The following is a 4,447-nucleotide window of genomic DNA, read 5'->3' as shown; positions in this document are numbered from 1 at the left end:
ATCGATCGAACGACCCCGCCGTCGGCAAGACCACCGAGCACACCCGGCCGTAGCGGCCAGGGCCTGTCCGGCGCTTGGCCTCGTGGGCCCGGCGAAGGACCGCCGGGCAGCCGCTACCCCTCGTCCCGGCCCCGGAAGGTGCGGCGGTACTCCCGGGGCGCGACGCCGACCCTGGCGGTGAAGACGGGGCGGAGGGAGACCGCCGAGGTGAAGCCGCAGTGGGTGGCGACGGCGTCGACGGGCAGGTCGGTCTCCTCCAGGAGGCGCTGGGCGGTGAGGACGCGCTGGTCGAGGAGCCAGCGGAGCGGGGTGGTGCCGGTGGTGGCGGTGAAGTGGCGGGCGAAGCTGCGTTCGGACATGTGGGCCGCGGTGGCCATGCCGCGGACGGTCCAGGGGGTGTCGAGGGAGGCGAGTACCTCGGCGCGGACGCGGGCGAGGGGGTCGCCCCCGGACGGCGGAGGGACCGGCGTGGGGATGAACTGGGCCTGACCGCCGGCCCGGAAGGGGGCGGTGACCATGGCGCGGGCGATGGCGGCGGCGGCCCGCTGACCGTGGGCGATGCGGACGAGGTGCAGGCAGAGGTCGATGCCCGCCGCGACGCCCGCCGAGGTCCACAGGCCGTCCCCGCCGGTGAAGAGCACCTCGGGGCGGACGGTCACCGCCGGGAAGCGGCGGGCGAGTTCGGGGGCGAGCGCCCAGTGAGTGGTGGCCTCGCGGCCGTCGAGCAGGCCGGCCTCGGCGAGGACGAAGGCGCCCGCGCAGAGGGAGGCGACGGGGGTGCCGCGCTCGGCGGCGGCCCGCAGCGCGGCGAGGACGGCGGGATCGCGCACCGCGTCCGGCTCCTCGACGCCGGGGACCACGACCAGGTCGCACTCGGCGAGGGCGTCGAGCCCGTGGTCGGGGACGCGTTCCAGTCCACCGCCCAGCCGTACCCGGGCCTCGGCCGGCCCGCAGATCCGCAGGTCGAAGACGGGCAGGTCGGGCCGGGTGGACCGGTCGGCCCACACCTCGCCGATCACCGCGTAGTCGAAGGCCCGGACACCGTCGAAGATCAGACAACCCACCGATCGCATGCGGGAAGCATCGCAGGAAGCGGGGCGGGAGGCGTGGCAGGAATCTATCGATGGTCGGCATTCCCGCCCATCACGCCGGACCGACGGCGGCCAGCAGGATGAACGGCATGACGAACACCGACGCCTTCGACGCCCCGCTCACCCTCGACCTCGACGCCGTTCTGCTCCTCATCGACGTCCAGAAGGGCTTCGACGACCCGGACTTCTTCGGTCCCCGCGACAACCCCCAGGCCGAACGGCGGATGGCCGACCTGATCGCCGCCTGGCAGTCCACCGGCCGCCCGGTCGTCACCGTGCAGCACGCCTCCCCGGTCGGGCCGCTCACCGAGGGCACGCCCGGCCACGAGCTCAAGGAGTTCGTGGCCGGGATCACGCCCGACCTGCACATCACCAAGACCGTCAACAGCGCCTTCTACGGCACCCCCGACCTGCACGCCTGGCTCCAGGAGCGCGGCGCCCGGCAGGTGGTGATCACCGGGATCATCACCAACGTGTGCTGCGAGACCACGGCCCGCATGGCCGGCAACCTCGGCTACGACGCGATCTTCCCCGTCGACGCCATGCACTCCTTCGACATGACCGGCCCCGACGGCACGACCGTCCCCGCCGCCGAACTCGCCCGCGCCACGGCGACGACCCTGCACGCGATGCGCTTCGCCAAGGTGGTCACGACGGAGACGGTGCTCGAAGCCGCCAAGCGCTGAGGAACCGCGGCCGGCCATCCGGGCGGGGGTTGATCCGGGTGGCCGGGCCGTTGTTGGGTGGCTGCTGCCGACCCGGTTCTAGGTGATGAAGGAATGTGACACGGTGGACGGAACCCCCTCCCGGAGCACGCTGTTCGAGGAGCACCGGCCGCACCTGCGTGCGGTCGCGTACCGGATGCTCGGCTCGGTCAGCGAGGCCGAGGACGCGCTCCAGGAGGCCTGGCTGCGGTACGACCGCGCCGACACCGCCGGGGTGGCGAACCTCGGCGGCTGGCTGACCACCGTGGTGTCGCGGGTCTGCCTGAACCTGCTGCGGGACCGCGCCCAGCGCCGTGAGGAACCGCTGGAACCGCTGGAGCCGGCCGGGCCGGAGCGCGTACCGGACCCGCTGCTGCGGCGCGAGGGCGCGGCGGATCCGGAGCAGGAGGTGATGCTCGCGGACTCGGTCGGCCTGGCGCTGATGGTGGTGATGGAGTCGCTCTCGCCCGCCGAGCGGGTCGCCTTCGTGCTGCACGACCTGTTCGCGGTGCCGTTCGAGGAGATCGCCCCGCTGATCGAGAAGACCTCCGCCGCCACCCGCCAACTCGCCAGCCGGGCCCGCCGCAAGGTGCGGGTCCAGGCGCCCGCGCCCGACCCCGACCTGAGCCGCCAGCGGCTGGCCGTGGACGCCTTCTTCGCCGCCGCCCGCAACGGCGACCTGGACGCGCTGGTCGCCGTGCTCGCCCCGGACGTCGTGCTGCGCTCGGACGGCGGGACGGCGCTGCCCCGGCAGACCGTGGTGTTCACCGGCGCCGCGACGGTGGCCGGGCAGGCCGTGCTGTGGGGCGCGCTGTCGCCGTTCGCCCGCCCGGCGCTGGTCAACGGCGCCGCGGGCGCGGTGGTCATCGGCGGCCACGGCCGGGCGCTGTCGATCATGGCGTTCACCGTCGTGGCCGGCGCGATCGTCGCGATCGACGTGCTCGCCGACCCGGAGCGACTGGCGGCGCTGGACCTCTCGGCGTTCCGGGACTGACCACACCCGGCGGCGCCGGCGGGCTCAACGCCCGACGGCGCCGTCCAGTTGCTCCCGCAGGATGTCCGCGTGCCCGGCGTGCCGCCCGGTCTCCTCGATCATGTGCACCAGCACCCAGCGCAGCGAGGGCCCCTCGGCGTCGTCCGGCCGCAGCGAGCGCACGCCCGGCCGGTCGAGGTCCGGGGCGCCCGCGGCCACCGCGCCGGACCGGGCGATCGCCGCCCGGTACGCGGCGAGCTCCTCGGCCAGGGTGGCGCCGTCCAGCGGGACTTCGTCGGTGACCAGCGGCTCCGAGCCGAGCCCGGCGTAGGCCCACTCGAACCAGTTGAGCTCGACCACGGTCAGGTGCCGCACCAGCCACAGCAGGCTGGTGCCGGAGGCGACGCCGGGGCGGCGGGCGTCCTCGTCGGAGACTCCCGCCACCTTGCCGATCACGGCCTGGCGCAGGTAGTCGAGGAAGGTCAGCAGGGTGGTCCGCTCGTCGGCGTTCAGGGACGGCGGACGGACGTCGGTCGGCTGCGGCGCGGTGTCAGGTGCGGCGTCAGACCGGGTGTCAGACGCGGTGCCAGGTGCGGTGTCATCGGTCACCGCACCACCCTAGGGCGCGCGCCCGGCGGGACGTCACCAGCCCTGCGAGGTCACCCAGTTCGCGAGGTGCCGGGCGCAGTCGTCCACCGACTCCCGCCAGGTGTGCTCCGCGCCGTCCCCGGCCTCGTCGCTGACGTACTTGACCAGCCGCACCGGCACCCCGGCCCGGTGGGCGACGGTGGCGACGGCGTAGCCCTCCATGTCGACCAGGTCGGCGTGCTCGGCCAGCCGCTCGCGGGCGGCCGGCTCGGAGACGAACAGGTCGCCGGTGGCCAGCACCGGACCGTCCCCCTTGCCGACCACCAGCGGAGTGCCGTAGTCGCGGCCGGTGAGGGCGTGCAGCACGGCCGAGTCGAGGTCGTGCTGGATCACCTGGACGACGTGGTGGACGCCCTCCCAGCCGGGGCGCAGCGCGCCGGCCGTACCGAGGTTGATCACCTCGGAGGGCCTGTCGCCCTGGGCGAGCACGGTGGCCAGGGCCGCGGCGGCGTTGACCTTCCCTATCCCGGTGAGCAGCACCGGCAGCCGGTCGTCCAGGTGGGCGGCCTCCTCGCGGACGGCGACGACGAGCAGCGGGCGGTCGGGCGAGATCGTTCCAATCAGGCGCATGGGGCCATGGTACGGAGCGCGGCGCCGCCCCACCCGGGAAGGCTCCGCCGCGGAACCGTACGGGGTGCCGCCCGCGTCGCTCCGATCGCCACTGCTCCGCACCGGCCCGGTACGCGCTCCGTCGGGGCCGCACCGAACCGGACAAGTCGCATACGTCGCACAAGGCGTACGGACCGTGCCGGGCCCGGCAAGCCGTACCGAGTCGCACCGATTCGTACCAAGTCGTCCGAGGACGTGCGGAATCCGTGCACGACATGCTCAAGACCGGCGCAAGTCAGGTGTGGTCGTCGGGAGTCACGGCCATACTGCTGCCATCGGTCGGACCCCAGGTGGCGGGTCCGGTCCCAGGGGAGGATGAGGCGGGTGGCAACACCAGTAGGCAACGGCGCACCGGGCGCCGCGATCCCGGCGCGGCCGAGCGGTCCGCCGGCCGTGGCGGGCTCGGCCCCCGGCGCGGCGCC

General features: G+C 74.4%; 5 protein-coding genes. 2 read left to right on the top strand and 3 right to left on the bottom strand.

Annotated elements, in window-relative coordinates; translation table 11 throughout:
- Nucleotides 1–113: 113 nt before the first annotated feature.
- Nucleotides 114–1,073, bottom strand: coding sequence for a GlxA family transcriptional regulator (locus J0670_RS31135; protein ID WP_207815195.1), 960 nt, complete (start codon nt 1,071–1,073; stop codon nt 114–116).
- A gap of 107 nt (nt 1,074–1,180) precedes the next feature.
- Between J0670_RS31135 and J0670_RS31130 the strand changes: the two genes are divergently transcribed.
- Both J0670_RS31130 and J0670_RS31125 read left to right on the top strand, forming a co-directional pair.
- Nucleotides 1,181–1,777, top strand: a complete 597-nt coding sequence (locus J0670_RS31130; RefSeq protein ID WP_207815191.1) for a cysteine hydrolase family protein — start codon at nt 1,181–1,183, stop codon at nt 1,775–1,777.
- Between the two features lie 85 nt (nt 1,778–1,862).
- A complete protein-coding gene (locus tag J0670_RS31125) occupies nt 1,863–2,789 on the top strand; it encodes a sigma-70 family RNA polymerase sigma factor (protein WP_207815190.1) in 927 nt (308 codons plus the stop codon).
- 24 nt (nt 2,790–2,813) lie between these two features.
- Here the strand turns inward: J0670_RS31125 and J0670_RS31120 are convergent, their stop codons facing one another.
- Entirely contained in the window at nt 2,814–3,377 is a 564-nt protein-coding gene (locus J0670_RS31120; protein WP_307806778.1) for a DinB family protein, read from the bottom strand.
- A gap of 33 nt (nt 3,378–3,410) precedes the next feature.
- Nucleotides 3,411–3,986, bottom strand: a complete 576-nt coding sequence (locus tag J0670_RS31115) for a nucleosidase (protein WP_207815188.1) — start codon at nt 3,984–3,986, stop codon at nt 3,411–3,413.
- Between the last annotated feature and the right edge of the window lie 461 nt (nt 3,987–4,447).

It is taken from the genome of Streptomyces sp. FH025, assembly GCF_017427025.1.
Lineage (GTDB): Bacteria > Actinomycetota > Actinomycetes > Streptomycetales > Streptomycetaceae > Kitasatospora.
The sequence above is the reverse complement of the archived record's forward strand: the minus strand, read 5'-3'. Positions and strand labels throughout refer to the sequence as shown.

Bases quoted from the DNA above. Each gene is read 5' to 3' on its own strand.
- J0670_RS31135 (WP_207815195.1), bottom strand. From the start codon at position 1,073: ATGCGATCGGTGGGTTGTCTGATCTTCGACGGTGTCCGGGCCTTCGAC.
- J0670_RS31130 (WP_207815191.1), top strand. From the start codon at position 1,181: ATGACGAACACCGACGCCTTCGACGCCCCGCTCACCCTCGACCTCGAC.
- J0670_RS31125 (WP_207815190.1), top strand. From the start codon at position 1,863: ATGAAGGAATGTGACACGGTGGACGGAACCCCCTCCCGGAGCACGCTG.
- J0670_RS31115 (WP_207815188.1), bottom strand. From the start codon at position 3,986: ATGCGCCTGATTGGAACGATCTCGCCCGACCGCCCGCTGCTCGTCGTC.